Raw genomic sequence first — 26,610 nt, forward strand, 5'->3', positions numbered from 1 at the left:
CGGGCCAGGTTGCCGCGATCGGCACGCCGGTGCAACCGCTCGGTAGCCTGGAGCACGCCCGGTGACGGTCTCGACCCGTGGGAACCGGCGGGGCCGTCGAACGTCCTGGGATGTGTAGGTACCGGGAGGGAGTCATGGAAACTCGCAGCATCGCCACGATGAAGCGCAACCGGCGGATCACCTGGGGTGCGGGTGTCGGCATCGGGGTCGGGCTGATCGGCCTGCCGCTGGTCTTCATCGCCCTGTGGCCCGGTGTCGACCACAGCCCGTGGGACGTCAACACGATGATCCTGGCGGCCGGCGTCGCGCTGTGCACGACCAGCTACATCTCCGGCCGCATCTCGGTGGCCGCCGCCACCCAGCACCGGCCGCGCCCGGTGAGCCCGCCGACCAGGCGCCCGTACCTGGTGGCCGGCGGCTCACTCGTCGTCGCCGTGCTGTGCCTGCTGATCGCTATGGCGTCGTGAGCAGGTCCGACACCTGAGCGCGCAGCTCGGCCAACCGGGCCCGGGCGCGCTCACGGGCGGCGGGCAGGTCGTCCGACACCGGTTCCACCACTTCGAGGTAGGCCTTGAGCTTCGGCTCGGTCCCGGACGGCCGCACGACCACCCGCACGCCGTCCCGCGTGAGCCGCACCACGTCGGCCTCGGGCAAGAGGTCCTCGAACGCGAAACCCGCCGGTGGCTCGGCGCGCAGCCGGGCCATCAACGCCCCGATCCGGCTCAGGTCGGTGAACCGCAGCGACACCTGGTCGGTCAGGTGCAGGCCGTGGTCGACGGCCAGCTGGTCCAGCGCGTCCAGCAGGGTGCGGCCGGACGCCTTCAACCCGGCCGCCAGGTCGCACGCCACCACGGCCGCCGAGATGCCGTCCTTGTCGTTGACGTGCGCCGGGTCGACGCAGTTGCCCAGCGCTTCCTCGTACGCGAACACCAGCCCGTCGCCCGCGCGCACCAACCACTTGAACCCCGTCAACGTCTCCGCGTAACGCGCGCCGTGCGCCGCCGCGATCGACTTGAGCAACGAGGACGACACGATCGTGGTGGCCACCAAGGGATCCGCGCTGTCCGTAGTGGACAGCACGAGTGACCCGAGGAGCACGCCGGTCTCGTCGCCGCGCAGCATCCGCCACGACCCGTCCCGCTCCCGGACCCCCAGCGCGCACCGGTCCGCGTCCGGGTCCAGGGCGATGGCGAGGTCGGCCGAGTCGGCCGCCGCGAGCTCCAGCAACCGGTCCGCCGCACCCGGCTCCTCCGGGTTCGGGAACGCCACGGTCGGGAACGCCGGGTCCGGCACGGCCTGCTCCCGCACCACCCGCACGTCGGTGAACCCGGCCCGCCGCAACGCGTCCACCGCGGTCGCGCCGCCGACGCCGTGCATCGGCGTCAACACCACTCGCAGGTCACGCGCCACACCGCGGGGCAGCGACGCCACCCGTTCCAGGTACTCGTCCACCTCGGCGTCCGACACCGGCAGGTAGTCCTCCGACAACGGCACCGACACCGCCGCGGGCACGCCCCGGATCGCCGCCTCGATCTCGCCGTCCGCCGGCGGCACGATCTGCCCGCCACCGGCCAGGTACAGCTTGTAGCCGTTGTCCGCGGGCGGGTTGTGGGAGGCGGTGATCTGCACGCCCGCCACCGCGTCGTGCCGCTTGACCAGGAACGCCAGCACCGGCGTCGGCAACGGCCCCGGCAGCACCCGCACGGTGAAGCCCGCGCCCGCCAGCACACCGGCGGCCGCCGCCGCGAAGTCCTCCGACCCGTGCCGCGCGTCCCGGCCGACGAACACCGTGCCGACGTGCCCGTGCGCCTTGAGCCACGCGGCCAGCCCGGCCGTGGTGCGGATGACCACGGCCCGGTTCATCCCGTTCGGCCCGGCCCGCACGGGACCGCGCAGCCCCGCCGTGCCGAAGGTCAGCGGACCGGCCATCCGGTCCGCCAGCTCCTCGACCGCGGCGGCGTCACCGCCCATCGCCCGGGCGAGCACGGTTTGCAGCTCCAGGCGTGCCCCGGGGTCGGGGTCGTCGGCGATCCAGCGGAACGCGGCGTCGCGCAGGGCCGGGGTGAGGGTCATGCCCGGGTCACCAGCTCACGCAGCAAGGCGCCCATCCGGCTCGCCGCGGCCTGGCCCGCCTCCAGCACCTCTTCGTGGTTGAGCGGCTCGCCGGTGATGCCCGCGGCCAGGTTCGTCACCAGCGACAGGCCGAACACCTCCACGCCCTCCGCGCGTGCCGCGATGGCCTCCAGCACGGTGGACATGCCGACCAGGTCCGCGCCGATCGCGCCGAGCATCCGGATCTCGGCGGGCGTCTCGAAGTGCGGCCCCGGCAGGCCCGCGTAGACGCCTTCCTCCAGCGACGGGTCGATCTCCCGGGCCAGGTCGCGCAGCCGCGGCGAGTACAGGTCGGTGAGGTCCACGAACCGGGCGCCGACCAGCGGGGATGACGCGGTGAGGTTCAGGTGGTCGCTGATCAGCACCGGCTGGCCGACCGACATGCCCTGCCGCAGGCCGCCGGCCGCGTTGGTCAGCACGACCGTCCGGACACCGGCCGCGGCCGCCGTGCGCACACCGTGCACGACCTTGGCCACGCCCTTGCCCTCGTACCCGTGCGTGCGACCGAGCATCACCAGCACGTTCTTGTCGCCGACGGCCACCGACCGCACCGTGCCGCCGTGGCCGACGGCCGTGGGGGCCTCGAACCCGGGCAGCTCGCCCATGGGGAGCTCGGCGGTGGGCTCGCCGATCAGGTCCGCGGCCGGGCGCCAACCCGAACCGAGGACCACGGCGATGTCGTGCTTGCCCACCCCGGTCCGCTCGGCCAACGCCTTCGCCGCGTCGGTCGCCAGGGCCTCGGGGGTGGTGTTCTCACTGATGGCGGTCACGGCCGCGAGCCTAATAGCCGTGCTCGGCCGTTGCCCGCAGTGCTGCGGTCGGCCCTGTGCGGCCGTGGGTCTGGCGAGGTAGGTGGTGCCGGAGGAGGTGACGCACCCCATTCGCGGCCGGGACGACCTGCTCACCTCCCTGACAGCGGCCGTCGAGGTGGGCGGTCAGGTGGTCGTCCTGCACGGCAACGGCGGGCACGGCAAGACCACGGTCGCGGTGCAGCTCGCCCGACAGGTCGGCGTCGAGGTCTGGTGGGTCGACGCGAGCAGCGCGACGAACGTCACCGAGGGCCTGCGCGAGGTCGCGCTGCGCGCCGGTGCCGACCAACAGACCGTCCGCAACGCCTGGGCCGGCGGGAGTTCGGCCCCGGAGGTCCTGTGGCGGACTGGCGCGGCGACCGCGACACCGCGGCGGCCGAGTTCCGCGCGGTGCTCGCCGCACAGCAACAGGCGCTCGGACGCGACCACCCGGACACGGTGGACACCAGGAAGGACCTGGCCAGGGTCTCCGGCGAGCACGATGCGGCGGCGACCGGTGCCGACCTGCGCGCGTTGCTGACGGCACAGGTCGGCGCCCACGACCCGCGGACCTCGGACACCCGAGTCGCCCTGGCCCGTGAATTGGTCGCGCAGGACCGGTTCGCCGAGGCGTCGGCCGAGTACCGCGAGTTGTTGGCGGTCCGGTCCGCGCTCCTGGGCCACGACCACCCGGACACCATGTGGGTGCGGCAGAACATCGCCACCCTGCTCCAGATCGAGGGCGACCTGGAGGCCGCCGCCGCGGAGTTCGACGCGTTGCTCCCCGTGTACGTGCGGCTGTTCGGACCTGAACATTCGCGCACGTTGGGCTTGAGGGCTTCGGCGGCGTTCACGTCGGCCCGTCAAGGCCACCTCGTGAGCGCCGAGAGCGAACTCCGCGAACTCGTTTCGACGTGCGAGAGAGCGCTGGGTCCGAACCACCTCCTGATCCAGGTCGTCCGGACGTACTTGAGCCGAGTGTCCGAAGCGCGCGCTAATCGCTCACCCTGAACGTCGGCGCGATCGTGTCGAACAAACGGCTCCGACCCGTCTCCTCCTGCTCCGTCGGCACCACCACCTCGACCACCCACAGGTCGTTGCCCCGGGGCAGGAGGCGGGAGTAACGACTGCGCCGCAGGTCAAGACCGGGTGACACGGTGCCACGGGCCAGGGACGTGGCCCGCTCGACGGTCCGGTAGCTGTACTGGCGACCCGCCTCCGGCCCGCCCGGCGGCAGCACGTCGGTCGACTCGAACGCCTCGCCGAAGTACTGGCCCTCCGCCCACCGCGACCGCACGAGCCGCACGTAGTCCTCGATCGTGTTCCGCTCGTAGTAGCCCGGGAACCGCTGCACCGTCACCTCGTACCACCCGTTGGGCGCGACCAGGTGGACGACCGTGCTCGGACCGAGCCCGTTGTTGGCCCGCTGCTCCAGGAAACTCGTCCAGTCCGACCCGACCTCGATGGTGAACTCCGCCCCCTGCTCGCCCTTCGCCGACGCGGCCGACGCGGTGGTCGGCAGCAGCGACGGCGTCTCGGTGATCGCGGGCAGCGACGGGGTGTCCAGAACCGGCGGCGGTAACAACGACGCGCCCGCGACCGTCCTGGTCAACGCGAAGCCGGACACGCTGCCGATCGCGAACAGCACCACCGCCGACAACGCCACCAGCACCGTCAGCCCCGGCCGCCGGGCCAGCTCACGCGTCGGCGCCTCCGCCACGGCGAACGGCAGCGGACCCGGGTCGTCGGCCAACGGCGTGTCCGGCGGGATCGGGGGCTTGACCAGCGGCGGCCGCACGACCTCCACCACCGGGCGGGTCGCCGACGACGCGGGGAACACGTCGGTGCCCGGCTCCGGCAGCAGCGGCCGGACCAACCGGCGCACCTCGGCCGGCGTGATCCGCTCGTCCGGTGACTTCACCATCAGCCCGGCGACCACCGGCGCCAACGCGCCACAGGCCGAGGCCGACGGCACGTCGCCGTGCACCACCTGGTTGATCGTCTGGAGCACGTTCGCGCCCTCGTACGGCTGCTGCCCGGTCATCGCCGCGAACAACGTCGCGCCCAACGACCACTGGTCCGCCGCGAACGACACCGCGCCGCCCGCCGCCACCTCGGGCGCGATGAACGCGGGCGTGCCCAGCGTGATCCCCCGGCTGGTGAGCGTGGCCTCGGCCACGTTGCGCGCGATGCCGAAGTCGGTGAGCTTCACCCGCCCGTCGTCGGCGACCAGCACGTTGCCCGGCTTCACGTCCCGGTGCGTGATCCCGGCCCGGTGCGCGGCGTCCAGCGCGGCGGCCACGGCGTCCGCCACCACCGCGCCCTGCACGTCGGTCAACGGCCCGCGCTGCCGCACCACGTCCGCCAGCGACGACGACGGCACCAGCTCCATCACCACGTACGGGTCGCCGTCGGCCTGCACCACGTCGTACACCGTGACCAGGTTCGGGTGCGCGAGCGCCGCCGCCGAACGCGCTTCGCGCAGCGTGCGCTCCCGGAGCACCTCGGCCTCGCCGTCCGGGGTGCCCTCCGGGCGCAGGATCTCCTTCACCGCGACGTCCCGCCGCAGCACCTCGTCGTGCGCGGCCCAGACGGTGCCCATCGACCCACGCCCCAGCACGTGCCGGAGGCGGTAGCGGCCGGCGATCAGTCGCTCGGTGTCCACTGCGCCATCATTCACCAGCGTGGAAGACTGGCCTCTGCATCGTTCACGGCGGTGAACCTCACACAGCCGTCGCGTAGCCGTCGCACTACCGGTGAGTAACACTGCGGAGCATGATGGAGCCGTCAGGCGAGTTGGCGCTGGCCGCCGAGTTCCCCACCCCTGACCGCGAGCAGTGGCTGGACCTCGTCCAGGGCGTGCTGCGCAAGTCGGGTGCGGACTTCGGGTCGCTGATCACCACCACCTACGACGGCATCGACGTCCAGCCGCTCTACACCGCGGCCGACCGCGCGCCGGACGCCGGGTTCCCGGGCCTGGCGCCGTTCACCCGAGGCGGTCGGCCGCAGGGCGCGGTCGAGGGCTGGGACGTGCGCCAGCAGCACCGCGTCGCCGACCGGAACGCGGTGATGACCGACCTGGAGAACGGCGTCACGTCGCTGTGGCTCAAGGGACTCGACCCGGCCACCTACGACGACGTGCTGGCCGACGTCTACCTGGACCTCGCGCCGGTCGTGGTGGACGCGGGCGCGGACTTCCTCGAAGCCGGTCGCGCCATGCTGCGGGTCTGGGACCAGCGGCCGGTGCTGCCGAGCGAGGTGCGCGGCAACGTCGGCGCCGACCCGTTGGGCGTCCAGGCCCGCACCGGGCAGCCCGCCGACCTGCGCGCGTTGACCGACCTGCTGGCCAAGGCCAGCGAGTTCACCGGCCTGCGCCTGGTCGTGGTCGACGGCCTGCCGGTGCACGAGGCAGGCGGCTCGGACGCGCAGGAACTGGGTGCGTCCCTCGCGGCCGGCGTGGCCTACCTGAGGCACCTGACCGAGGCCGGGCTGGACGTCGCGCGGGCCGTGCGGCTGCTGGAGTTCCGGTACGCGGCGACCGCCGACCAGTTCCTCACCATCGCCAAGTTCCGGGCCGCGCGGCGGCTGTGGGCGCGGGTCACCGAGGTCGCCGGCGCGCCGAGCCCGCAACTCCAGCACGCGGTCACGTCGCCCGCGATGATGACCCGCCGCGACCCGTGGGTGAACATGCTGCGCACCACCGTGGCGTGCTTCGGCGCGGGGCTGGGCGGCGCGGACGCGGTCACCGTGCTGCCGTTCGACCACGCCATCGGCCTGTCGGACGACTTCGCCCGGCGCATCGCGCGCAACACTCAGTCGCTGCTGCTGGAGGAGTCCAGGCTGGCCGGCGTGATCGACCCGGCGGGCGGCTCCTGGTACGTGGAACGGCTCACCGACGACCTCGCGCACGCCGCCTGGGCCTGGTTCCGGGAGATCGAGGCCGCCGGCGGGCTGCCGAAGGCGTTCGACCTGGTCGCCGACCGGGTCGCGGCCACCTGGGAGCGGCGCCGGGCGAACCTGGCCGACCGGACCGACGCGATCACCGGCGTCAGCGAGTTCCCGAACCTCGGCGAGCAACCCGTCACCCGCCCACCCGCGCCCGCGGAACCCGGCCACGTCAACGACGACCTCGACGGCACCGGCGGCCGCGACGGCAACAGCGGCCGCGGCCGCGACGGCCACGCTGCGCAGGAGTCCCCCTCGGGGGATCCCCGAATTTCATTCTCCCAGCAGGGTCCGACAATTTCGGGGCCCCGATCCGGCTCCCAGCAGGGTCCGGCGACCCAGGGGCCGCGATCCCGGCCCCTGCCGCGCATCCGCTACGCCCAGGACTTCGAGGCGCTGCGGGACGCGGCCGACGCGGCGCCGGAACGCCCGAAGGTCTTCCTGGCCACGCTCGGCCCGGTCGCCGCGCACACCGCCAGGGCCACGTTCGCGGCGAACCTGTTCCAGGCGGGCGGCATCGAGACGCCGAACGCCGGTCCCACCAAGACCGCGGCCGACGTGGTCGCGAAGTTCCGCGAGAGCGGCGCCCGGATCGCGTGCCTGTGCGGCAGCGAGACGAGCTACGCCGAGCTCGCCGCACCCGTGGCCCGGGCGCTGCGCGAGGCCGGTGCGCAAAGAGTGCTGCTGGCGGGCAGGAAGTCCGCATCGTCCGACCCCGGCGCGGAGATCGACGAGTACGTGTACACCGGCTGCCCGGCGCTAGAGGTGCTGGAGCACACGTTCGAAGTGCTTGGAGTCCAGCGATGATCCCGAACTTCGCCGACGTCGAGCTGGGCGACCCCGCCACCGATCCCGCCGACTCCGCCGCGCGGTGGCACGCGGCGCTCCAGGAGGCGACCGGCAAGGGCGCGGACGCGCTGACGTGGGAGACGCCCGAGGGCATCGGCGTCAAGCCCGTCTACACCGCCGCCGACACCGAGGGCCTCGACTTCCTGGGCACCTACCCCGGCATCGCGCCGTTCCTGCGCGGCCCGTACCCGACGATGTACGTCAACCAGCCGTGGACGATCCGGCAGTACGCCGGGTTCTCCACCGCCGAGGAGTCCAACGCCTTCTACCGCCGCAACCTCGCGGCCGGCCAGAAGGGCCTCTCCGTCGCGTTCGACCTCGCCACCCACCGCGGCTACGACTCCGACCACCCCAGGGTCGCCGGTGACGTCGGCATGGCGGGCGTGGCCATCGACTCGATCTACGACATGCGACAGCTGTTCGACGGCATCCCGTTGGACAAGATGAGCGTGTCGATGACCATGAACGGCGCGGTGCTGCCGATCCTGGCGCTGTACGTGGTGGCGGCCGAGGAGCAGGGGGTGGCGCCCGAGCAGCTCGCGGGGACCATCCAGAACGACATCCTCAAGGAGTTCATGGTCCGCAACACCTACATCTACCCGCCGCAGCCGTCGATGCGGATCATCTCCGACATCTTCGCGTTCAGCTCGCGCCGGATGCCGAAGTTCAACTCCATCTCCATCTCCGGCTACCACATGCAGGAAGCCGGTGCGACGGCCGACCTGGAGCTCGCCTACACGCTCGCGGACGGCGTGGAGTACCTGCGGGCGGGCCGTGACGCGGGGCTGGACATCGACGCGTTCGCGCCGCGGTTGTCGTTCTTCTGGGCGGTCGGCATGAACTTCTTCATGGAAGTCGCCAAGATGCGCGCCGCCCGGCTGCTGTGGGCGAAGCTGGTGCGGACCTTCGACCCGAAGTCGCCGAAGTCGCTGTCCCTGCGCACGCACTGCCAGACGTCCGGCTGGTCGCTCACCGCGCAGGACGTGTTCAACAACGTCGCCCGGACGTGCGTCGAGGCGATGGCCGCCACCCAGGGGCACACCCAGTCCCTGCACACCAACGCGCTGGACGAGGCGCTGGCGCTGCCCACCGACTTCTCCGCGCGCATCGCCCGCAACACCCAGCTGCTGCTCCAGCAGGAGTCGGGCACCACGCGGGTGATCGACCCGTGGGGCGGCAGCGCGTTCGTCGAACGCCTCACGCACGACCTGGCGCACCGCGCGTGGTCGCACATCACCGAGGTCGAGGCCGCGGGCGGGATGGCGCGGGCCATCGACGCGGGCATCCCGAAGCTGCGCATCGAGGAGGCCGCGGCGCGCACCCAGGCCCGCATCGACTCCGGTCGGCAGCCGGTGATCGGCGTGAACAAGTACCAGGTCGAGTTCGACGAGAAGATCGACGTGCTCAAGGTCGACAACGCGGGCGTGCGGGCGCAGCAGCTGGCCAAGCTCGCCCGGCTGCGCGCGGAACGCGACCAGTCCGGTGTGGACTCGGCGTTGACCGCGCTGACCAACGCGGCGGGCTCGGACGGGAACCTGCTGGAGCTGGCCATCGCCGCCGCCCGCGCCAAGGCCACCGTGGGTGAGATCTCCGAGGCGCTGGGCAAGGTGTGGGGTCGGCACTCCGCGCAGATCCGCACCATCACCGGCGTGTACCGGGAGGAGGCCGGGTCCGTGTCCAACGTCGAGGCCACCCGAGAGGTCGTGGAGGCGTTCGCCGAGGCGGAAGGCCGCCGGCCGCGGATCCTGGTCGCCAAGATGGGCCAGGACGGGCACGACCGCGGCCAAAAGGTGATCGCGACCGCGTTCGCCGACCTCGGCTTCGACGTGGACGTCGGCCCGCTGTTCCAGACCCCGGACGAGGTCGCCCGCCAGGCCGTCGAGGCCGACGTGCACATCGTCGGGGTGTCGTCGCTGGCCGCCGGCCACCTCACGCTGGTGCCCGCGCTGCGCTCGGCGTTGGCCGGGATGGGCCGCGAGGACATCATGATCGTGGTCGGCGGCGTGATCCCGCCGCAGGACTTCGACGCGTTGCGCGCGGCCGGCGCGGCGGCGATCTTCCCGCCCGGCACGGTCATCGCCGACGCGGCGGGCGACCTGCTGCGCCGGCTCGCCCGGGAGCTGGGCCACGGCGACGTGCCGGACCACGGCGACGTGCCGGGACACGATGGCTAGGCCGGTCGACGTCGGCGAGTACGCCAAGGGCGTGCTCGCGGGCGACCGCGGCGTGCTGGCGCGGGCCATCACGCTGGTCGAGTCGACCCGCCCGGACCACCGGGCGTCGGCGCAGGAGCTGCTGGTCGAGCTGCTGCCGCACTCCTCCGGTCCGTCCGGGGCGGGCGCGCACCGCGTCGGCATCACCGGCGTGCCCGGCGTGGGCAAGTCGACGTTCATCGACGCGCTCGGCTCCATGCTGACCGCGCGGGGCCACCGGGTGGCGGTGCTGGCGGTCGACCCGTCGTCCACCCGCACCGGCGGTTCCATCCTGGGCGACAAGACCCGGATGGCCCGGCTCGCGGTCGACCCGGCGGCGTTCATCCGGCCGTCACCGACCTCCGGCACGCTCGGCGGCGTGGCCAAGGCCACCCGCGAGTCGATCGTGCTGGTCGAGGCCGCCGGCTACGACGTGGTGCTGGTCGAGACGGTCGGCGTCGGCCAGTCCGAGGTCGCCGTGGCCAACATGACGGACTGCTCGCTGTTCCTGACGCTGGCTCGCACGGGCGACCAGCTCCAGGGGATCAAGAAGGGCGTGCTGGAGCTGGCCGACGTGATCGCGGTCAACAAGGCCGACGGCCCGCACGAGGTCGACGCGCGCCGGGCGGCCCGCGAGCTGGCCGGCGCGCTGCGGCTGCTGCGGCCGCCGGACGCCCTGTGGCACCCGCCCGTGCTGACGTGCAGCGGGCTGGACGGCTCGGGGCTGGACACCGTGTGGCAGCAGGTCACCAAGCACCGGGAGACCCTGGAGGCGGCCGGTGAGCTGGTCGAACGGCGGCGGCGCCAGCAGGTCGACTGGACCTGGGCCATGGTGCACGACCAGCTGCTGACGAGCCTGCGCTCGGCGCCGGCGGTGCGCTCGGTCGTGCCCGAGGTGGAACGGCAGGTGCGCGACGGCGAGCTGACCGCCACGCTGGCCGCCGAGCGGATCCTGGCCGCGTTCCGCGAACGTCCGTGACGGCTCGCTCACCGCATGTGTACGGATACCGGGTTGGATGACCACTGACAGTGGTAACCCGGAAAGGCGATGGCTAGGCTTGGCGACCATGTGGCGATCTGTGCTCGCGGTGTGCCTGTTCGTGCTGACCGGTGTCCTCACCGTGTCGGGCACAGGCTCCGCCGTGCCGACGTCGCCGCACCTGGCCGTGCAGCCGACGGAGACCCTGGCGCCCGGCGGCACCATCGAGCCGGGCGGCACCGTCCAGCCCGGTCCCGACATCAACGCCCCGCAGGAGCCCGCGTCCACGTCGGGCTCGGAAACCCGCAGGAAGTTGTGGATCGGTGGTATCGCGCTGCTGTTGTTCGCCCTCGTTTACTGGCGTAACAAGAAGCGGTGGTCGAAGTGGCGAGCCGGGCGCAAGTCCGGGTGAATCCCATCTAGTGGGAGCTTCGGGGCGATATCTGGTCGCCTTTTAGCATCACCCTGCGCAGACTTGATCGGTCTGACCGAAACTCGCGCACCGCTTGGCGCATCCGCGCGACCGGTTGCCGGTTGATCAACCAGGGGTGCGTCGTGCCCGCCAGGCCGTGATGCAGGATGGACGCAAATGAGTACCGACTTCAAGATGAGCACGCGCTCGGCCGTCGAGCGGTACTCGAATGCGCTGGTAGGCCTCTCCCGCAGCATCCACGCGGAGCCCGAGCAGGCGTTCGCCGAGCACCGCAGCGCGGCCAAGGTCGCCGACCTGCTCGCCGCCGAGGGCTTCGAGGTCGAGCGCGGGGTCGCGGACCTGGAGACGGCGTTCACCGCGTCGTTCGGCTCCGGTGAGCTGGTGCTCGGGCTGTGCGCGGAGTACGACGCGCTGCCCGAGGTCGGCCACGCGTGCGGGCACAACGTCATCGCCGCCGCGTCCGCTGGCGCGGCCCTCGCGCTGCGTGACCTGGCCGACGAGCTCGACCTCACCGTGCGGGTGATCGGCACCCCGGCCGAAGAGGTCGGCGGCGGCAAGGTGCTGATGCTCGAACGCGGGGTATTCGACGACGTGGCGTTCTCGATGATGGTGCACCCGGCTCCCTACGAGGCCGTCGCCGCGCGATCGCTGGCCATTACCGACGTCGAGGTCCACTACACCGGCAAGCCCTCGCACGCGGCCGCCGCGCCCCACCTGGGCGTGAACGCCGCCGACGCGATCACCGTCGCCCAGGTCGCCATCGGGCTCGCCCGGCAGCACCTGGAGCCCGGCCAGATGGTCAGCGGCATCGTCACCCGCGGCGGCACCGTGCCGAACGTGGTGCCCGCGCGCACGTCGGCGATGTTCGACCTGCGCGCCGACGACCTCGACTCGCTGCGCCGGCTGGAGGAGCGGATGAACCGCTGCTTCGAGGCCGGCGCCATCGCCACCGGCTGCACCCACGAGGTCGTGAAGGTCTCGCCGGTGTACGCCGAGCTGAGCCCGGACCCATGGCTCGCGGACGCCTACCGGCGTGCCGCGATCGAGCTGGGCAGGCATCCGTTGAGCCCCGAGGAGGAGCTCAAGGAGAAGATCGGCAGCACCGACATGGGCAACATCACCCGTGCGCTGCCGGCCATCCACCCGACCATCGCCATCGACTGCGGAGACGCGGTGAACCACCAAATCGAGTTCGCGACCGCCTGTGCGTCGGCCTCTGCCGACCGCGCGGTGCTCGACGGGGCACTGGCCCTCGCCTGGACCACCATTTCCACTGCCACCGACGGTGAGCAGCGTTCTCGACTGTTGGCGGGTGTGGCATGACGGTCCTGGACTCGCTGCTGCCGGAGGAGGGTGCCGAGGTGCTGTTGACCGACCGTGGGGTCAGCATTGCCCCTGTGGATGATCCCGGTGAGGGTCGCGGACCCTCGTGGCTGGACGACTGGCTGGCGGCGAACGCCTCCGAGGTCGTCGCCTGGCGCCGGCACCTCCACGCGCACCCGGAGCTGTCCCGGCAGGAGTACGCCACCACCGAGCTGATCGCCGACGTGCTGCGCTCGGCGGGGTTGAAGCCACGCGTCCTACCTGGTGGGACGGGCCTGGTCTGCGACGTCGGCTCCGGGCCGCGGTGCGTGGCGCTGCGCGCGGACATCGACGCCCTGCCGCTGCCGGAGAACACCGGCGCGCCGTACTCGTCCACTGTGGACGGCGTCACGCACGCGTGCGGGCACGACGCGCACACCACGGTGCTGCTGGGTGCCGCGTTGGCGCTGGCCTCGGCCACCGAGCTGCCCGGACGGGTGAGGTTGGTGTTCCAGCCGGCCGAGGAGGTCATGCCCGGTGGCGCGCTCGACGTGCTGGCGGCGGGCGGGCTGGACGGGGTGGAGCGCATCTTCGGCCTGCACTGCGACCCGCGGCTGGAGGTCGGCCGGATCGGGACGCGGATCGGTGCGATCACGTCGGCCAGCGACATGCTGGAGCTGCGGCTGACGTCGCCGGGCGGCCACACGTCCCGGCCGCACCTGACGGCGGACCTGGTGCACGCGCTCGGGACCGTGATCACGGGCCTGCCGGGGCTGCTGTCCCGTCGGGTGGACCCCCGTTCGGGGACGGTGCTGGTGTGGGGCGCGGTGCACGCGGGCGAGGCGCCGAACGCCGTGCCGCAGGACGGCGTGCTGCGCGGCACGCTGCGCACCGGGGATCGCGACATCTGGGCCGAGCTGGAGCCGTTGATCAAGGAGCTGGTGGGCGCGCTGCTGGCCCCGACCGGCGTCGGCTTCGACCTGCACCACCGCCGCGGCGTGCCACCCGTGGTGAACGACCGGGAGAGCACGATGCTGTTGCGCGCCGGCGTCGAGGCGGCGTTGGGCGAGGACGCGCTGGCGGGCACCGAGCAGTCGTCCGGCGGCGAGGACTTCGGCTGGTACCTGGAGCAGGTGCCCGGCTCGTTCGCCCGGTTGGGCGTCTGGGACGGGGTGGGGAAGCAGAAGGACCTCCACCAGCCCGGGTTCGACCTGGACGAACGGGCACTGCTGGTGGGCGTGCGGGTGATGGTGCACGCCGCGCTGGCGGCCTTGGCCTGACCGCTCGACTCGTGCTTTGCAGGGGTCCCCGCCAGAGGGACCCCTGCTTTTACCCTGCCACAGCGGACTGACGATTTCAGGCCGCTGGGGGCGGCCTGTGGACAACTGAGCAGGACCGACCCGACGCCCGCCGAGCCGGACTCGCCCGCGTTGCGCGAGCCGGCCGGCGCCCCACCGCGCGACCGACCTGGACGAACACCGGGAGTGGTCGCGGGACGTGCCGTTGCACTGCGGCGCCACCTTGCACCGCCGCCGAGTACGACGCCGAACTGGCTCGCGTGGCCGCCAACCAGCTGTGGGGGGCACCGGCACGCACCGCCGGCCCGACGGCCGCCGAGTCGGGGCCGGCGCACCGGTCACCAGGCCTTGCCGGCCTGCTCCCGCACCGCGCGGTTGATCCGGTTGAAGAAGTTGGTCAACGCGACGCCCAGCACGATCGCGCCCAGTTGCGGCTCGTCGAAGTGCTCGGCGGCCTCGGCCCAGACCTCGTCGGTCACGCCGGGCGCGCCGTCCTGGATCCTGGTCGCCGCCTCGGCCAGCGCGAGCGCCGCCCGCTCCGGCTCGGTGAAGAACGGCGTCTCGCGCCACGTCACCACGTTGTGCAACCGCTCGTCGCTCTCCCCCCGCTTCTTCGCCGCCGCGACCCCGCTGAACACGCAGGGGCTGCACCCGTTGATCTGGCTGGCCCGCAGGTGCACCAGTTCGAGCACCACCGGGTCGACGCCGCTGGCGTGCATCGCCTTGTGCAGCCGCTGGATCGCCGAGGTCACATCGGGGTTGGCCGAGCTCTTCACGCGTGCTTCCATCGGTCTTGCTCCTCACCGGTTACCTGCGCCCTCCCGGGCCCGTCATCACCCATGACGGAGCAGCGCGGAGAAAGGTAACGACATGTCCGACACCATCCCGACGACCCCGGTGACCGAGCAGTTCGAGGCGCAGCGCGACCGACTGCGCGCGATCGCCCACCGGGTGCTCGGCTCGCACGCCGACGCCGAGGACGTGGTCCAGGAAGCCTGGCTCCGGCTCTCCCGCCAGGACCCGGGCACCATCCACAACCTCGCCGCCTGGCTGACCACCGTGGTCGGCAGGCTGAGCCTCGACGTCCTGCGCTCACGCCAGGCCCGACCCGAGGCGTCCTACGACGACGGGCTGCCCGACCTGCTCGTGACCGCGGACGACGCCCTCGCGCCCGAGGACGACGTGGCGCTGGCCGACTCGGTGGGGCTCGCGCTGCTCGTCGTCCTCGACTCGCTCGGACCGGCCGAACGGCTGGCGTTCGTGCTGCACGACCTGTTCGCCGTGCCGTTCGACGAGATCGGCCGGATCCTTGGCAAGTCCACCGACGCGGCCAAGATGCTCGCCAGCCGCGCCCGCAGGAAGGTGCGGACGGGCGACCGCGCCCCGTCGGCGGGCCGGGAGCGGCGGGAAGTGGTGCGGGCCTTCCTCGACGCCGCCCGCCACGGCGACTTCGAAGGCCTGCTGCGCGTGCTCGACCCCGACGTGGAGCTGACCGTCGACACCGCCGACGGCGTGGTCGTCGTCCTCGGCGCCACCGAGGTCGCCACCCGCGCCCGACTGGCCGCGGCCGCGGCACACGGACGACCGGTCCTCGTCAACGGCCTGCCCGGCATGGTCTCCTGGCGCGAGGACGGCACCCCGCTGTCGGTCATGGCGTTCACCGTGGTGGACGGCCGGATCACGGGCATCAGGACCGTGGTCGACCCGGCCAAGCTGGCCCTCGTGGACCTGCCGGACCCGGCGTGACCCCCGGCGTCAGCTCACCGGTTCGGTGATCTCCGGCCGGGCCTCGGGCGCTGCCGAGCGCACGGCGTCCGCCGCCTGGTCGTCCGGCTCCGCCTGCGAGGCCCGCTCCGCGTCCACGCGCGCGGTGTAGACCGAGACCTCGTGCGCGACCATGGCGTCGTCCCAGCCGTGGACGGTCGCCATCAGGCGGGCCACCGGCAGGGCGCACTCGACGCCCCGGTGCGGGTACTCGATCGAGATCCTGGTGCGCCGGGTCAGCACGTCCTCCAGGTGCAGCGCACCCTCGTGCGACGCGGCGTAGACGACCTCGACCTGGAGGTAGTCCGGTGCCGCGGGCACGGGCTTGAGCAGCTCCGGATCCGCCGACTCCAGCACCTCGTGCACCAGGGACCCGTAGCGGTCCAGCAGGTGCCGCACCCGGTACGGGTGCAGGCCGTACCGGGTCGCCAGCTGGTCCGCCTGGTTGACCAGGGCGTGGTACCCGTCCGCGCCGATCAGCGGGACCTTGTCGGTGATCGACGGCTGGATCCGGCCCGGCAGGTCCACCGAGGCCGCGTCCACCGCGTCCGCGCCCATCACCCGGTAGGTCGTGTACTTGCCACCGGCGATCGCGACCAGACCGGGCGCCACCCGCGCCACCGCGTGCTCGCGGGACAGCTTCGACGTCGACTCGCTCTCACCCGCCAGCAACGGCCGCAGCCCGGCGTACACGCCCTCGATGTCGTCGTGCGTCAACGGCGTCGCGAGCACCTCGTTGACGTGCTCCAGGATGTAGTCGATGTCCTTGCGCGTCGCCGCCGGGTGCGCCAGGTCGAGTTTCCAATCGGTGTCGGTCGTTCCCACGATCCAGTGATTTCGCCACGGGATCACGAACAGCACCGACTTCTCCGTGCGCAGGATCAACCCCGACTCGGACACGATCCGATCGCGCGGCACGACGATGTGCACGCCCTTGGAGGCCCGCACCCGGAACCGACCGCGACTGCCCGACAACCGCTGCAACTCGTCGGTCCACACCCCGGTCGCGTTGATCACCGCGTGCGCCCGCACGGACGTCTCCCGCCCGTCCTCCACGTCGCGCACCCGCACCCCGGACACCCGGTCCGCCTCCCGCAGGAAGCCCACGACCTGCGTGGACGACCGCACGACCGCCCCGTAGTGCGCCGCGGTCCGCCCGACCATCATGGTGTGCCGCGCGTCGTCGGCCTGCGCGTCGTAGTACCTGATCCCGCCGACCAGCGCGGTCGGCTTCAACGCCGGCACCAGCCGCAGCGCGCCGGCCTTGGTCAGGTGCTTCTGGCCCGGCACGGACCGCGCGCCGCCCATCGTGTCGTACATGAGCAGGCCGGCCGCGGTGTACGGGCGCTCCCAGCCGCGGTGCGTCAGCGGGTACAGGAACGGCACGGGCTTGACCAGGTGCGGTGCCAGGCGGGTCAGCATCAGCTCGCGTTCCCGCAGCGCCTCCCGCACGAGCCCGAACTCCAGCTGCTCCAGGTACCGCAGACCGCCGTGGAACAGCTTGGACGACCGGCTCGACGTGCCCGAGGCCAGGTCGCGCGCCTCGACCAGGGCCACCCGCAGACCGCGGGTCGCGGCGTCCAGCGCGGAACCGACGCCGACCACGCCGCCACCGATGATCACCAGGTCGAACGTCTCCGCGGCGAGGCGGTCCCAGGCCTGGGCGCGTTCGAGCGGTCCGAGCCGGCCTGCCGTGGTGGGGTGCTTGCGCATGACCACTGACGCCTCCCTGATGCTCGAACCGACTGGCCAGACCAGGACTGACTCGACCACGTTACCCGCTGGTACGCCACCCGTGGACAACTGATCAGGCCGGAACTAGCGTCAACATGCATTGTGGGGTGGGCAGCGCCGCCGGACCCGGACCGTGCTGCCTCCTGTCAAGGCGAGGAGGTCGGCGAGTGAGCAGTGGCTCGATCTTCGTGTGGGAATTGCTGGGCACCGCGATCCTGATCCTGCTGGGTGCGGGTGTCGTCGCCAACGTCGTCCTGAAGGACACGCTGGGCAACGCCGGTGGCTGGCTCCTGATCAACCTGGGCTGGGGTTTCGCGGTCTTCGCGGGCGCCAGCATCGCCGCGCCGAGCGGCGCGCACCTCAACCCCGCGGTGACCCTCGGTCTGGCCATCGCGGACAAGACGCCCTGGGACCAGGTCCCCGTCTACTTCGCCGGTCAGCTGGTCGGCGCGTTCCTCGGCGCCGTGCTCGCCTGGCTGGCGTACAAGGCGCAGTTCGACGCGCACGACGACCCGGCGGGCACGCGCGGCATCTTCTGCACGGGCCCGACCATCCCCAAGGCCGGCTGGAACGTCGTCACCGAGGTGATCGGCACGTTCGTGCTGGTCGCGTGGGTCCTGCTGAGCCCGGCCGCGAAGGAGACCGCGGACGGCGTCCCGCAGCTGGGCAACTCCGCCCTCGGCTACGCCGGTGTCGCGTTCGTCGTGATCGGCATCGGCGCCTCGCTCGGCGGCCCCACCGGCTACGCCATCAACCCCGCCCGCGACCTCGGTCCGCGCATCGCCTACGCGATCCTGCCCATCCGCGACAAGGGCAGCGCCGAGTGGGGCTACGCCTGGGTGCCGGTGGTCGGCCCGCTCGTCGGTGGCGCGCTCGCCGCACTCCTGTACCTGGTTCTCCCGGTCTGAAAGGACTCCAGCGCATGACGAAGTACGTGGCCGCGATCGACCAGGGCACGACGTCGACCCGGTGCATGGTCTTCGACCACTCGGGCCGGGTGGTCTCCGTCGACCAGAAGGAGCACGAGCAGATCTTCCCCAGGGCCGGGTGGGTCGAGCACGACGCGAACGAGATCTGGACCAACGCCAGGCAGGTGGCCGCGGGCGCGTTGGCCAAGGCCGACCTCACCGCCGCCGACATCGCCGCGGTCGGCATCACCAACCAGCGCGAGACCGCGCTCGTCTGGGACAGGACCACCGGGCAGCCGGTCTACAACGCGATCGTCTGGCAGGACACCCGCACCGACAAGATCTGCCAGGACCTGGCCGCTTTGGGCGGTGGTCAGGAGCGGTACCGGGACAAGACCGGCCTGCCGCTGGCGACGTACTTCTCCGGCCCCAAGATCCGCTGGGTCCTGGACAACGTCGAGGGCGCGCGGGAGCGTGCCGAGGCCGGTGACCTGCTGTTCGGGAACATGGACACGTGGGTGCTGTGGAACATGACGGGCGGGGTCGACGGCGGCGTGCACGTCACCGACCCCACCAACGCGTCCCGCACGCTGCTGATGGACCTCGACACGCTGAGCTGGGACGAGGGCATCGCGGCCGACATGGGCATCCCCCTGTCGATGCTGCCGGAGATCCGGTCGTCGTCCGAGGAGTACGGCAGGGTGCGCGAACGCGGCGCGCTGGCCGGCGTGCCGATCTCGGGCATCCTCGGCGACCAGCAGGCGGCGACGTTCGGCCAGGCGTGCCTGTCGCCGGGCGAGGCCAAGAACACCTACGGCACCGGCAACTTCGTGCTGCTCAACACCGGCACGGACAAGGTGATGAGCGAGAACGGGCTGCTCACCACGGTCTGCTACAAGATCGGCTCGCAGGCGCCGGTGTACGCGCTGGAGGGTTCGATCGCGGTCACCGGGTCGCTCGTGCAGTGGCTGCGCGACAACCTCGGCATGATCTCGACGGCCGCCGAGATCGAGGAGCACGCCCGCACGGTGGAGGACAACGGCGGCGCGTACTTCGTGCCCGCGTTCTCCGGCCTGTTCGCGCCGTACTGGCGTTCGGACGCGCGTGGCGCGATCGTCGGGCTGACCCGGTTCGTGAACAAGGGCCACCTGGCGCGCGCGGTGCTGGAGGCGACGGCGTTCCAGACCCGTGAGGTGATCGACGCGATGAACGCCGACTCGGGCGTGCCGCTGAAGTCGTTGAAGGTCGACGGCGGCATGGTCGTCAACGAGCTGCTGATGCAGTTCCAGGCCGACATCCTGGGCGTGCCGGTGATCCGGCCGGTGGTGAACGAGACGACCGCGCTGGGTGCGGCCTACGCGGCGGGCCTGGCGGTCGGGTTCTGGGCGTCGGAGGACGACATCCGGCAGAACTGGGCGCAGGACAAGCAGTGGGATCCGGCGATGGACGACGAGGCCCGTGCTCGGACCTACGCGTCCTGGAAGAAGGCCGTGACCAGGACCTTCGACTGGGTCGACTAGCAGGGGGTCGACTGGCAGGTCGGGGGGCGTCGCCAGGTGGTGGCGCCCCCCAGCAGGTCAGGAGGTGCCGCCTCCGCCGGTGTCCGGCGCGCCCTTCGGCTTCTTGACCGGCTGACGCGGCGGCTGGTTCGCCGGCGGGTCGCCGAGCACGCTGAAACCGACCGCGAACAGGCCGTCGCGGCACTGCATGGTCGCCTGGTAGGCGCCCGGTGCGGCGACCGCCCTCGCGGTGCCGACGAGTTCGGCGCCCTGGGGCCGGAGTTCCAGCGGCGCCACGAACCCGGTCGACTCGACCGTCGTCCCCGTGCAGTCGTGCTCGGCGGGGATGCGGGCGGTCAGCTCACCACCGGGCCGTACCTGCGCCGGGCTCAACGTGAACGCCCGCAGCGGCGGCGACAGGATGGTGAACGTCGCGTAGCCCGGTTGCCGGTGCCACAGGCAGTCGAGCCGCGCGGTGTAGGTGCCCGGGGTGGTGATCACCCGGCCGCGGGCGACCCGCGTGCCGCCCGAGTCCTGGAAGCCGATCGGCGCGGCGAAACCGGGTGACGTGGCCCGGTCGTGCGCCTCGCACATGCCGCCGGCCGTGACGGTGATCTCGCCGCCGGGCTCGACCTCGGTCGGCGACAGCAGGAGCGTCGGCGCCCCGTGGTCGGGGGTGCTCGCCCCGGCGGTGGCGGTCGTGGAGGCGGTGGCGGTGGCTGTTGCGAGCAATAACACGGCGGCCAGCACAGCGGGCCGGGTGAGCGGTCTTCGTTGCATTTCCGGTGGTCCTCTCAGATCAACTTGGCGTACACGATGATGTTGTCGAGATAGCTGCCGCCGGTCCGGTCGAACGTGCCGCCGCACGTGATCAGGCGCAGTTCGGGTCCGGGCGTGTCCCCGTACACGGCGTCGGTCGGGAACCGCTCCTTGGCGACCTGCTCGACCGCGTCGACGCGGAACCTCAGCGTCGAACCGTCGGCCCTGGACACCTCGACCTCGTCGCCGACGACGAGTTCGCGCAGCCGGTGGAAGATGCCCGGCTGCGAGTTGCCGTCGACGTGGCCGAGGATGATCGCGGGGCCCGGCTCGCCCGGTGCCCGCGCGTGGACGTACCAACCGGCCTGCATGGGCTGTGAGACCGGCGGCACTTCGACGGTTTCGTCCGGGTTGAGGCCCAGCGGGATCAGCGACGAGCGCGCGGCGATCTTCGGCACGTTCACCTCGACCGGTGCGACCCGCGCTCCGACCGCGCCCGCCGCGGCCCCTGTGGTGCTTTCCGTCGCTTTCGTGCTTTCCGCCGACGTTGCCGTCGAAGCCGCTGTCGTGATCGCCGTCGTGGTCGCGGTCGTGGTCGCGGTCGTCGCGCAACCGGTCAGCGTGAGGGCGAGCGCTTGTGCCAACACGGCGGCGTGCAGGCGGGACAGCGGCATATGGCCAGCGTCCGCCTGCTCAGGTCGGAGTAGTGATCAACCGCTCACTATCACCCGATCCGCCTAGTGGAGGTCTCCGACGGGGGTATTCAGTCGAGGTCGTCGTGACGCATGAGCTGGCGACCGGCCTCGGTGATCGAACCGGTCAGGGACGGGTAGACGGAGAACGTGGTCGCCAGGTCGTCCACCGTGAGCTGGTTCTGCACGGCCAGCGTGATCGACAGGATCAGCTCGCTGGCGTTCGGCGCGACCACGACACCGCCGATCACCACCCCGGTCGCCGGGCGGCAGAACAGCTTGACGAAACCGCGGCGCAGGCCTTCCATCTTCGCCCGCGGGTTGGTGGCCAGCGGCAGCATGATCGTGCGCGCGGGCACCTCGCCGGAGTCGATCGCCTGCTGGCTGATGCCGACGCTGGCGATCTCCGGGTTGGTGAACACGTTCGCCGCGACCGTCTTGAGCCGGATCGGGCTGACGCCCTCGCCGAGCGCGTGCCACATGGCGATGCGGCCCTGCATGGCGGCGACGCTGGCCAGCAGCAGCAGGCCCGTGCAGTCGCCCGCCGCGTAGACGCCGGCGACGTTGGTGCGCGAGACCCGGTCGACCGGGATGTACCCGCCTCGACCGAGCTCGATGCCGATCTTGTCCAGGCCCAGGTCGGCGGTGTTCGGGACGGAGCCGACCGTCATCAGGGCGTGGCTCGCCTCGATCGTGCGACCGTCTTCCAAGTGAATCAGGACGCCGTCGCCGACGTTCTCGACCCGGTCCGCGCGGGCGTGCTTGACCACCGCCGTGCCGCGTTCGGCGAACACGTCCTCCAGCACCACAGCCGCGTCGGCGTCCTCGTGCGGGAGCACCCGGTCGCGGCTGGAGACCATGGTCACCTTCACACCCAGTTCGGTGTACGCGGAGGCGAACTCCACCCCGGTGACACCCGAACCGATGACGGCGAGGTGCTCCGGCAGCTCGGGGAGGTCGTAGATCTGCCGCCAGGTCAGGATCCGCTTGCCGTCGGGCTCGGCGCCGGGCAACACGCGCGGGGTCGCACCGGTTGCGATGAGCACCACATCGGCGGGCAGGACTTCCTTCGTGCCGTCGTCCGCGACCGCCACGACCTCGTGCTGGGCGAGGCCGCGGGCGTTGTCGCAGAACTTGCCGATGCCGTTGACGATCCGGACGCCCTCGCGCTGGAGGCGGGCGCGGACGTCGGCGGACTGGGCGAGCGCAAGGCCCTTCACCCGTCCGTGGACGACCGGCAGCTCGACCGCCGCTTCCGCGTTGTTCGTGCGAATGCCCAGCTCACCGGCGTTGCGGAAGGCGCTGCGGCCGCCGGCGGAGGCGATGAACGTCTTCGACGGCACGCAGTCGTAGAGCACGCAGGCGCCGCCGAGGCCCTCGCGTTCCACGATGGTCACGTCGGCCCCGTGCTGGGCCGCGACCAGTGCCGCCTCGTAACCTGCGGGGCCACCGCCCATGATGACGATGCGGGTCACGACACGTCCTCCTCGTGGTCGTCGGCGCCGTTCGCGCCGCTGGAAGCCGCTGGTAACCGTACGCGGTCGGGTGTCGGGGTGTGTCGTCCGGTCTTCTGGTGCCTCGCGGTGATCGCGAGGTCGCTAGGCTGTCCTCGTGCCGCTCTATGCCGCGTACGGGTCCAACATGGACCCGAACCAGATGATGGAGCGAGCCCCCTACTCCCCGATGGCGGGGACCGGGTGGCTCGCCGGATGGCGTCTGACGTTCGGTGGCGAGGACCTGGGCTGGGAGGGCGCGCTCGCCACCATCGTCGAAGACCCCGACTCGCAGGTGTTCTGCGTGCTCTACGACGTGAGCCCGCGTGACGAGTCCCGACTCGACCGATGGGAAGGCGCCCTCGGCCTCTACAAGAAGATCCGCCTCCGCGTCCAAACCCTGGAAGGCTCGGTCACCGCCTGGCTCTACATCCTGGACGCCTACGAAGGCGGCCTGCCCTCGGCGCGCTACATCGGCGTGGTGGCCGACGCCGCCGAAGCCGCCGGCGCCCCCGACGACTACGTAGCCGACCTCCGCACCCGCCCCTGCCAAGGCATCGGCCCCTGACCCCCGCGAGAGTCCAACACTCACGCCGCGAGAGTCCTACGTTCAACGCGCGTGAGTCCTACACCCAGAACGCGTGAGTCCTACGTTCAGGACCCCCGAGTTCAACACTCAGCTGTCGAAACAGCCGCGTGGGGTCGCGCAGGTCCGAGACGTCGGCGCGGAGCACCTTCCAACCGCGCCGGCGCAAGTCCTCGTCACGGGCTTGGTCGGCCTCGGCTTTGTCGACGTGCGCGGCGTAGCCGTCGTACTCAAGCGCCATGCGTGCGTCGGGCCAGGCGAAGTCCAGGCGCCAGACCTCGCGGTCGTCGAGGTCGCGGATCGAGTACTGTGGCTGGGGGAGCGGGAAACCCGCTTCGGCGATGCTGAGCAGGAGCGCGCTCTCCGCGGGTGACTCGGGCAGTCCGGTGGCGAGATCCAGCAGGAACACTCCTTGCCTCCGACCGCGGTGGTCACGACGGGTCGTGATGCGGACCGCGAGGTCGGCCTTGAACGCGGCACGCTGCTGCGGTGGGAGAGCGCCGAGTGCCTGATCCGCGCAGGCCAGGGCCGTGGAACGGTGGCGCGCACGGCAGAGCAGGTCGGCGATGGTGAAGTCGAGCACCATGCTGCGCAGGCCGTCGACCTCGACCACGTCCGCTCGGTCGTACGAGTGGTAGTGGACGGCCAGGTCCGGGCGCGGTCGGAGCCGGCGGTCGTAGTCCAGCAGGATGTGCACTCGATGGGTCTCGGCGGCCGTGCAGCCGTGCAGCCAGGCGGCCGTGTGGTCGGTCAGCACGGCACCCGGACCGGCCATGAGCAGCGCCGCGGCGGCTCGGGTGTGCAGGTCGGTCATGCGTTCCCGTCGGATGACGACCGTGCGGCAGTAGTTGACCAGGTGGCCGTCGCGGATGGCACGGCTCAGCGCTTGCGTGCCGATGTGGTCGTGCAGACGGGTACGCGGGTAGGCGCCGTGGAGGCCCGGAGGCAATTCGATCATGTAGAACCGAGCGCCTAGACGCCGATTCCGTACACGGCTCACCTGATCGTGTGAAGCCGCGCCGAGCTGAGCGTTGAATTCGGGTGCCGTGAACGTTGGACTCTCGCGCGTTGAACGTTGGACTCTCGCGCGTTGAGTGTTGGACTCTAGCGGTTAGGGGGTGGTTAGGGAGTCCAGGTGTTGGATTAGGCGGCGGGAGTCGACGGGGGAGATGGTGCTCCAGGGTTGTTGGCCCGGGGTGGCGCGGCGGAGTTGGATGTAGCGGCCGTGCGGGTTGTCGAAGAACGACACGACGTGCTCCTGGCGGACGCGCTTGCCCCACTTGTCACGGGCCGCGGCGCCGAACTGGCCGCGGTTGCCCGCGTCCCGGAACATGTCGGCCAACGTCCGGGCGTCCTCCGCCCGGACACCCCGTGCCACCAACGCGTTCTGCAGGTCGTCGGGCGTGTTGGCGACGGCCGCGGCGGCGTCCAGGTCGGCGCTGGGCAGGGTCACCGAGTGCCCCGGGCCGGCGGGGAGCGGCGGCAACACGGAGAGGGCCTCGCGCGGCAGGCCTTCCCCGGACGCCGGACGCAGCGTCAACTGGTCGTGCGACAGCACCGCGAGCACGCCCGACTGGCCCTTCGCCGCCGCCAGGACGCGCACGCTGTGCCCGAGCCACAAACGGCCGTCCACCTCCTGCTGCGGCCGGTTGAGCAGGTGCAGCAGGTCCTCCAGCAACGGGTCCAGCGAAGCCGGGCGGCCCAGACCCCGCCGGTCCAGGTCCGCCCACGCCCGCTGCTCCAACTCGGCCCGCTCGGCGTGCGTCTTGCCCGGCGACGGCACCTTGAGCACCAGCGGCATGGTCTCCAGCCGCAGGTGCTCCCACAGCACGTCGAACTCCAGCGCCGAGATGGTCACGGGTTCGCGCAGGTCGTTGCTGCCCAAGTCCAAGCCGAACGTCGTCATCAGTGGGTGGTGCTCTCCCCGATCACCGGGGGCGAGATGGTCCCGCCAACGCCGTAGATGTCGTCCGTCTGCCGAAGGTAGTCGGCGGCGTCGTGGGTGGCATCCTCTTCCTCTTCCGCGCCACGAGGACCGCCCAGTCCGCCGAACGGGTCGAACGTGGGCTGCGCCGGCGCCGCGACGGTGCGCTTGTGCACGGTGTCATTCCCGCCGACCTGTCCGCCCGCGCCGAGCATCGAGCCCGGCGACCCGGGAGTCGACGTCGCCGCGTGCTGCGCGTTGGCCGTGGCGAACGCACCGATCTCCGCCGAGCTCACCGACGTCGTGCCGCTGGGCAGCGGCAGGGATCCGCCCGCGCCCGGGAGCAGTTGCTGGTTCGCACCGCCGCCACCAGAGCCACCAGAGCCGCTGCCACCCGCACCGTTGCCACCCGCACCGCTGCCGGCGTGCTGGCCGTTGGTCAGGTCGGGCGACTCGGACGACGACTTGCGCCGGTCCTTGTCCTGCTGGCCGCCGCCACCGCCGATCACGCCACCCGGCCCGAACGTCGCCGGGCCCGACGCGGACGCCGGTAACGTGGCCGACGAAGGTCTGGTCGCCCCCGCCCCCGCCCCAGCCCCCGCCGCGGGCGCCGAGGACGGGCCGGTCGGCGAACCGCCGCCGAACCACGGCTGAGCCGCCGGGCGCTGAGGCGAGTAGCCGCCACGACCACCACGGCCGCCGCGCCACCCACCACGACCGCCGCCACGTCCGCCACCGCGCGGACCGCCGTACCCCCAACCGGGCCCGGACACGCCCGCCGAGTCGTTGCGCACGACCTCGGGCGCGCTGATCACCAACTGCGGCGGCTGGTGGAACTGGCCCAACGTGCTGGTGTTCGAGACGGTGCTGGAGGCGTAGGTCGTCATCACCTCACGCGCGCGCTGCTCGGCCGCGTTCTGCGCCTTCTCCTGCTGCTCGTAGTCCGTCTGCCCGCCGACCAGGTTGGTCACCACGCTGACGAGCATGTTCGGCTGCTCCGCGGTCACCTTCACCGGCGGCGGCATGTCGGAGCGCGCCTTGGCGATGTAGTCCGCCTGGAGCTCGGCCGAGATGCGCATCACCTCCGCGCCGGCACGGGCGTCGTCCGCCCACGCGGCCAGCGGGTTGATGCCCGCCCGGGCCCGGTCCGCCGCGCCGCCCTCCCAGGAAGCCCCGGAACGCAGCACGCCGGCGTGCAGCTCGGAGTTGATCTCGGTCAACGCGGCGGAGACGCCCTGCCACCGCTCCATCGAGGCGTGCGAGGCCTTCGGCCCCGGCCCGGAGTTGATCTGCTCGTACAGCTCTTCATGGCTGTACCCGCTCCAGCGGTGTCCATCGGGCATGAACTTCCCC

General features: G+C 72.0%; 23 protein-coding genes and 1 pseudogene. 13 read left to right on the plus strand and 11 right to left on the minus strand.

Going from position 1 to position 26,610, the window contains the following annotated elements:
* Positions 1-134: 134 nt before the first annotated feature.
* A complete protein-coding gene (locus ACYVLT_RS17515; protein WP_461121258.1) occupies positions 135-467 on the plus strand; it encodes a hypothetical protein in 333 nt (110 codons plus the stop codon).
* Here the strand turns inward: ACYVLT_RS17515 and ACYVLT_RS17520 are convergent.
* A complete protein-coding gene (locus tag ACYVLT_RS17520) occupies positions 454-2,073 on the minus strand; it encodes a phospho-sugar mutase (protein ID WP_461121259.1) in 1,620 nt (539 codons plus the stop codon). The two genes, ACYVLT_RS17515 and ACYVLT_RS17520, sit on opposite strands and share 14 nt — an antisense overlap.
* Complete coding sequence (locus ACYVLT_RS17525) at positions 2,070-2,882, minus strand: purine-nucleoside phosphorylase (RefSeq protein ID WP_461121260.1); 813 nt, start codon at positions 2,880-2,882, stop codon at positions 2,070-2,072. Before ACYVLT_RS17525 ends, ACYVLT_RS17520 begins: the two co-directional genes overlap by 4 nt.
* Before the next feature lie 217 nt (positions 2,883-3,099).
* Here ACYVLT_RS17525 and ACYVLT_RS17530 point away from each other — a divergent pair.
* Together ACYVLT_RS17530 and ACYVLT_RS17535 are read left to right on the plus strand one after the other, a co-directional pair.
* A pseudogene (locus ACYVLT_RS17530) lies at positions 3,100-3,159 on the plus strand (hypothetical protein); the annotation flags it as partial.
* 101 nt (positions 3,160-3,260) lie between these two features.
* On the plus strand, positions 3,261-3,911 hold the full coding sequence (locus ACYVLT_RS17535; protein ID WP_461121261.1) for a tetratricopeptide repeat protein: 651 nt from the start codon (positions 3,261-3,263) through the stop codon (positions 3,909-3,911).
* Here ACYVLT_RS17535 and ACYVLT_RS17540 read toward each other — a convergent pair.
* The gene (locus ACYVLT_RS17540; RefSeq protein ID WP_461121262.1) at positions 3,895-5,565 is read right to left on the minus strand and encodes a serine/threonine-protein kinase; all 1,671 of its coding nucleotides are present in this window, start codon (positions 5,563-5,565) and stop codon (positions 3,895-3,897) included. The two genes, ACYVLT_RS17535 and ACYVLT_RS17540, sit on opposite strands and share 17 nt — an antisense overlap.
* A 113-nt stretch (positions 5,566-5,678) precedes the next feature.
* Between ACYVLT_RS17540 and ACYVLT_RS17545 the strand changes: the two genes are divergently transcribed.
* From ACYVLT_RS17545 to ACYVLT_RS17570, 6 genes are all read left to right on the plus strand, one after another.
* Entirely contained in the window at positions 5,679-7,652 is a 1,974-nt protein-coding gene (locus ACYVLT_RS17545) for a methylmalonyl-CoA mutase family protein (protein ID WP_461122237.1), read from the plus strand.
* On the plus strand, positions 7,649-9,868 hold the full coding sequence (scpA, locus tag ACYVLT_RS17550) for a methylmalonyl-CoA mutase (RefSeq protein WP_461121263.1): 2,220 nt from the start codon (positions 7,649-7,651) through the stop codon (positions 9,866-9,868). Before ACYVLT_RS17545 ends, scpA begins: the two co-directional genes overlap by 4 nt.
* A complete protein-coding gene (meaB, locus tag ACYVLT_RS17555; protein ID WP_461121264.1) occupies positions 9,861-10,865 on the plus strand; it encodes a methylmalonyl Co-A mutase-associated GTPase MeaB in 1,005 nt (334 codons plus the stop codon). Before scpA ends, meaB begins: the two co-directional genes overlap by 8 nt.
* An 88-nt stretch (positions 10,866-10,953) precedes the next feature.
* On the plus strand, positions 10,954-11,277 hold the full coding sequence (locus tag ACYVLT_RS17560; RefSeq protein ID WP_461121265.1) for a hypothetical protein: 324 nt from the start codon (positions 10,954-10,956) through the stop codon (positions 11,275-11,277).
* A 177-nt stretch (positions 11,278-11,454) separates the two neighbouring features.
* Entirely contained in the window at positions 11,455-12,621 is a 1,167-nt protein-coding gene (locus ACYVLT_RS17565) for a M20 family metallopeptidase (RefSeq protein WP_461121266.1), read from the plus strand.
* Positions 12,618-13,880 carry a M20 family metallopeptidase gene (locus ACYVLT_RS17570; protein WP_461121267.1) on the plus strand — a complete coding sequence of 421 codons (1,263 nt, stop codon included), beginning with the start codon at positions 12,618-12,620 and terminating at the stop codon, positions 13,878-13,880. Before ACYVLT_RS17565 ends, ACYVLT_RS17570 begins: the two co-directional genes overlap by 4 nt.
* A gap of 356 nt (positions 13,881-14,236) precedes the next feature.
* Here ACYVLT_RS17570 and ACYVLT_RS17575 read toward each other — a convergent pair whose 3' ends face one another.
* A complete protein-coding gene (locus ACYVLT_RS17575) occupies positions 14,237-14,686 on the minus strand; it encodes a carboxymuconolactone decarboxylase family protein (RefSeq protein WP_461121268.1) in 450 nt (149 codons plus the stop codon).
* Between the two features lie 82 nt (positions 14,687-14,768).
* Between ACYVLT_RS17575 and ACYVLT_RS17580 the strand changes: the two genes are divergently transcribed.
* Positions 14,769-15,644: a sigma-70 family RNA polymerase sigma factor gene (locus tag ACYVLT_RS17580; RefSeq protein ID WP_461121269.1), complete on the plus strand. Its 876-nt coding sequence runs from the start codon at positions 14,769-14,771 to the stop codon at positions 15,642-15,644.
* Positions 15,645-15,653: 9 nt separating this feature from the next.
* Here ACYVLT_RS17580 and ACYVLT_RS17585 read toward each other — a convergent pair whose 3' ends face one another.
* Complete coding sequence (locus ACYVLT_RS17585; protein ID WP_461121270.1) at positions 15,654-17,375, minus strand: glycerol-3-phosphate dehydrogenase/oxidase; 1,722 nt, start codon at positions 17,373-17,375, stop codon at positions 15,654-15,656.
* A gap of 188 nt (positions 17,376-17,563) precedes the next feature.
* Here ACYVLT_RS17585 and ACYVLT_RS17590 point away from each other — a divergent pair, with 188 nt between their 5' ends.
* Positions 17,564-18,304 (plus strand): MIP/aquaporin family protein, encoded by a 741-nt coding sequence (locus ACYVLT_RS17590; protein WP_461121271.1) that lies wholly within the window; start codon positions 17,564-17,566, stop codon positions 18,302-18,304.
* Between the two features lie 14 nt (positions 18,305-18,318).
* Positions 18,319-19,824: a glycerol kinase GlpK gene (gene glpK / locus ACYVLT_RS17595; RefSeq protein WP_461121272.1), complete on the plus strand. Its 1,506-nt coding sequence runs from the start codon at positions 18,319-18,321 to the stop codon at positions 19,822-19,824.
* Positions 19,825-19,881: 57 nt separating this feature from the next.
* Here glpK and ACYVLT_RS17600 read toward each other — a convergent pair whose 3' ends face one another.
* The 3 genes from ACYVLT_RS17600 to ACYVLT_RS17610 form a co-directional block, all read right to left on the minus strand.
* Complete coding sequence (locus tag ACYVLT_RS17600) at positions 19,882-20,583, minus strand: hypothetical protein (protein WP_461121273.1); 702 nt, start codon at positions 20,581-20,583, stop codon at positions 19,882-19,884.
* Between the two features lie 14 nt (positions 20,584-20,597).
* Complete coding sequence (locus ACYVLT_RS17605; RefSeq protein WP_461121274.1) at positions 20,598-21,236, minus strand: class F sortase; 639 nt, start codon at positions 21,234-21,236, stop codon at positions 20,598-20,600.
* 89 nt (positions 21,237-21,325) lie between these two features.
* Positions 21,326-22,729 (minus strand): NAD(P)H-quinone dehydrogenase, encoded by a 1,404-nt coding sequence (locus ACYVLT_RS17610; RefSeq protein ID WP_461121275.1) that lies wholly within the window; start codon positions 22,727-22,729, stop codon positions 21,326-21,328.
* A gap of 136 nt (positions 22,730-22,865) precedes the next feature.
* Between ACYVLT_RS17610 and ACYVLT_RS17615 the strand changes: the two genes are divergently transcribed.
* Positions 22,866-23,315 (plus strand): gamma-glutamylcyclotransferase family protein, encoded by a 450-nt coding sequence (locus ACYVLT_RS17615; RefSeq protein ID WP_461121276.1) that lies wholly within the window; start codon positions 22,866-22,868, stop codon positions 23,313-23,315.
* 58 nt (positions 23,316-23,373) lie between these two features.
* Here ACYVLT_RS17615 and ACYVLT_RS17620 read toward each other — a convergent pair whose 3' ends face one another.
* From ACYVLT_RS17620 to ACYVLT_RS17630, 3 genes are all read right to left on the minus strand, one after another.
* The gene (locus ACYVLT_RS17620) at positions 23,374-24,291 is read right to left on the minus strand and encodes a DUF559 domain-containing protein (protein WP_461121277.1); all 918 of its coding nucleotides are present in this window, start codon (positions 24,289-24,291) and stop codon (positions 23,374-23,376) included.
* A 153-nt stretch (positions 24,292-24,444) separates the two neighbouring features.
* Positions 24,445-25,239, minus strand: a complete 795-nt coding sequence (locus ACYVLT_RS17625; RefSeq protein WP_461121278.1) for an ESX secretion-associated protein EspG — start codon at positions 25,237-25,239, stop codon at positions 24,445-24,447.
* Positions 25,239-26,600 (minus strand): PPE domain-containing protein, encoded by a 1,362-nt coding sequence (locus ACYVLT_RS17630; protein ID WP_461121279.1) that lies wholly within the window; start codon positions 26,598-26,600, stop codon positions 25,239-25,241. The genes ACYVLT_RS17625 and ACYVLT_RS17630 overlap by 1 nt, the downstream gene beginning before the upstream one ends.
* Positions 26,601-26,610 lie beyond the last annotated feature (10 nt).

It is taken from the genome of Saccharothrix stipae, from assembly GCF_054781895.1.